At 38.0% G+C, this 3,589-nt stretch carries 1 protein-coding gene and 1 pseudogene; one reads left to right on the plus strand and one right to left on the minus strand.

All coding sequences use genetic code 11. From position 1 onward, the window contains the following. The first annotated feature begins 28 nt into the window (after positions 1–28). Entirely contained in the window at positions 29–3,100 is a 3,072-nt protein-coding gene (locus BQ5591_RS00020; RefSeq protein ID WP_262483101.1) for an ATP-binding protein, read from the plus strand. A 301-nt stretch (positions 3,101–3,401) separates the two neighbouring features. On the opposite strand, the pseudogene BQ5591_RS20515 reads toward BQ5591_RS00020, so the two are convergent. After that, positions 3,402–3,589, minus strand: a pseudogene (locus BQ5591_RS20515) (transposase); the annotation flags it as partial.

Raw genomic sequence — 3,589 nt, forward strand, 5'->3', positions numbered from 1 at the left:
GAAAACTTCAGAAGGCTAACCATCGATTATGAATTCCTCGCTGAAACTGCGGAAGCCATGGTACAAATCGCATTCATCCAAATCATGCTTAACAAATTTATCGAATGAAATCAAAACAGCTTCTAAGCTTGATGCAGATTTTGTAAAGGATACTATCATACAATCCATGACAGATGCAGATTTACCGATTGATTTACAGTCCTACAGACGACTTGTTACAGATTTTGAGCGAGAGTATGACGAGATAGACTGTTGGTTCCGACAATCACGTGATGGTAGTTATCCAGTTCGGCAGCAGGCATTGAAAATAGTTGAACAGGGGCGTACAATCGTTGCACTTGACCAGCAGCTGGCAGATATATGGCATATGCTCAATTATGCTGTGGCTTATAGTGAGGAACACATTCCTCTTTGGGAAGCTAAAACTGTTGAAGTTGGGACTGAAATAGATAAAGAGCATAACCGTGAAAAAGAACTCACATCAGAATATGAAAAAGAAAAGGACTCTCTAAATCAAGATTTTGGTGCCAATAAGGGTAAACTAAAGGATATAACACAAGCCAGAAAAGAATTTGAGGCTATAGGTATAGATGAAAAACTGATTCTCTCCAGCCGTGAATCTGCTATCAGACAGGAAGTTAGTGAAAAACAAACCCTATTGGATGATTTGTTGAAAACTCATGCATCTATAGAAGAAAAGTACAACATCGCAAGGGATAAATTGGAAAATTCACGTCAGATGTTCGAGAACATTCAGAAAGAGGCGTATTATCATAAGCAAGACGAACTTCAGATAAAGCGTAAGAATCTGGAAGAAGAACGTACCAAAAGCAGGAATCAGATTATGGATGCTTTCAATAGCTGGCGACATGATTCGGATGAACGTTTGCTAATTCTGCTGTTTGAACAAAACAGGGCTGATAATGCACTGAAGGAACTTCGTCAGTGGCATCCAAAGGCTAATGAAATTAAGCAGGTGGATGGTGAACTGCAGCAATTGAATTTTACGGAGAAGGAGAATACAGTCCAGCAGGCAGCGGTAAAAAGTCAGATAGATCGGATTACTGCCGGGTATGGGATGAAAGAAACGGAAGTAAAACAGGAATCGCAGCGTGAGCAGGAACATCTTGAAACTGAGCGTACAATCCTTCGTGAACAGATTGCGAAGATTGATGATATATTGGCTCGTTTAGACGGTTCTCTGTATAGGTGGCTTTGTGAAAATTCGGAAGGCTGGGAGAACACTATAGGCAAAGTCGTTGACGAAGAAAGAATTCTATATGCTCAAGGACTTGAACCTCAGTTGGAAACAAAATCCAATGGACTGTTTGGTATAAGATTGAACTTGGAAAATATTGCTTCTGTACACCGTACGCCTGACGACTATAGATTGGAGAAGAACAACCTGGAGGATCAGGTGAAGCAGATTAACCGTAGACTCGAACAGTTACCAGTTGCCCTTCAGGAAGAAATTTCTAAACTTGGTAAGAAATATGCCGCTCATGTAAATCCGCTTCGTCAGAAAATGACATCGTTGAAGGTTGAAGAAAGACAGATTCCTGTCAAACGTCAAAACCTACAAACCCGAAGGCATAAGTTTCAGATGGAGGAGCAAGAGTTGATTAATCAAGAAAAAGATATTCGCGAACGTTCCTTTAATGAAGCTGTATTGCAAGTGAATTCTGAGAAGGAAACTCGTAATAAGAATGACATAAAGATTAAAAAAGATCTTAAGGAACTTGATTCATCGTTTAACAAGGCAGCAAAAATTCTCGAAGATGAATTATGCTTTTTCAAAGAGAAACAAGAGGCTGAAGCGAAAGAACGTAATCTGGAGTTCTCCGAACAGAAGAAACAACTTGACGAACAGCAGATAGCTGAACTTGCCGGCAGAGGTGTTGACACTAACTTGCTTGAGAAATATCGTTTAAGTTTAAATGGTTTAAAGGCTCTATTGATGAGAATCGAAGATGAACGTTCAATAGTTTTCAGATTTCGTGACATCGAGCAAAATCTTTTTGCCATAGAACCGGAAATAAAAAAGACTGTTAAAACTATTGAACAGAGACTCGCCATGATACGTCAACGTTATGAAGATAAAAGAAAACGTATCGAGAAAAAATGTAAAGAAATGGAAGAACACCAGAAAAAGCTCCTTAATGAACTATTGCATATGAGAGAGGGGTTGGAACTTTACCGTCAGATGGTGGATAACGAACATTTGATACCTGATGCTTTCCTTTCTGATGACAATACGAGGAAGACTGAGCAGGATTGTCAACAACTTTTGAGTCTATTTAGGGGTACTATAAATCAAAAGCATGAATCAATTGACAAACTTAAGTTATTGGTTCTCAATTTTAATCGTAACTTTAAACCTCAAAATGCTTTCCATTTCAATACGATGCCTGTAACAGGCAATGATTATTTGCAGATTGCCATTGATTTACAGGACTTCATGGACAATAACAAAATTGAGGATTTCCGCAGACGCACAAGCGAACACTATAAGGATATTTTGGGACGTATATCGACTGAGATCGGGGTATTGATGAAACGCAGATCAGATGTAGATGGGGTTATACAAGACATAAATCGTGATTTTATAGAAAAGAATTTTGCCGGTGTAATCAAGAGTATTGAGCTCAAGTCAGATGAATCATCTGACAAGCTTATGAAATTGCTTATATCCATTCATGATTATACTATAGAGAATGCTCTCTCAATCGGTGAATTGAATCTTTTCTCGGGTAATGATCGCGATGAGGTGAACCGTAAGGTCATGGATTATCTGAAGAGTCTGTCTCATCAGCTACATAATGAACCCAATCGTCCTACTGTATCGTTAGGTGATGCTTTCCGTTTACAGTTTCGGGTGAAAGAGAACGACAATGATACAGGCTGGACAGTGCGTATTAATAATGTAGGGTCGGATGGAACGGATATTCTTGTAAAAGCAATGGTCAATATCATGCTCATTAATGTTTTTAAGAAAAAGGCAGCCAAAAAAAATGGTGATTTCATTGTACACTGTATGATGGATGAGATAAATTCGGTAAATTCGGTGCAGTTCCTAATCTCTAATCATGTAATTTTATGAAAAAACTAGAAAAATAGCGATTCTTGAGAAAGCTAAATGGGCAATGAAATACTTACAGACTCAAAAATGGTTTAGCCCATGGGCTTTCTACTAAATGTGGAAAGTTTCATAAACTTGTATTGGGGACAATGAGGGCTTCATTTACTTCACAGTTCGAAAAAAGAAGAAAAGGATGCTTCTTATTCTTTTAGATTTAAAGATGAGGTAGGACTTGATGTTTGTATTGATGAACAGGTTTGTGAGTTTTTAGTGTCTTATCTATGAAAATAGAATCTATTTTTAACGTGAGTTCGATATAAAATCAAAAAAAAGAAAGTTGTCTGTCATTGACAAAATTTATATCAATAGCTGGCTTCTTTTCAAAAAAAGCAGTATGCTGCGATAGCCGACAAAGAGTTAGCTATAAAGTTATTGAATGAACGATGTCTGGAGTGCTCTATCTGTGCAATGTTCTTCAATTCGTCATTGACCGTTTCGATCAGGGCTCTT

It is taken from the genome of Bacteroides ndongoniae (genome assembly GCF_900108345.1).
Taxonomy (GTDB): Bacteria; Bacteroidota; Bacteroidia; order Bacteroidales; family Bacteroidaceae; genus Bacteroides; species Bacteroides ndongoniae.

Excerpts from the sequence above, each read along its gene's own strand:
- BQ5591_RS00020 (WP_262483101.1), top strand. The coding sequence starts at position 29 with ATGAATTCCTCGCTGAAACTGCGGAAGCCATGGTACAAATCGCATTCA.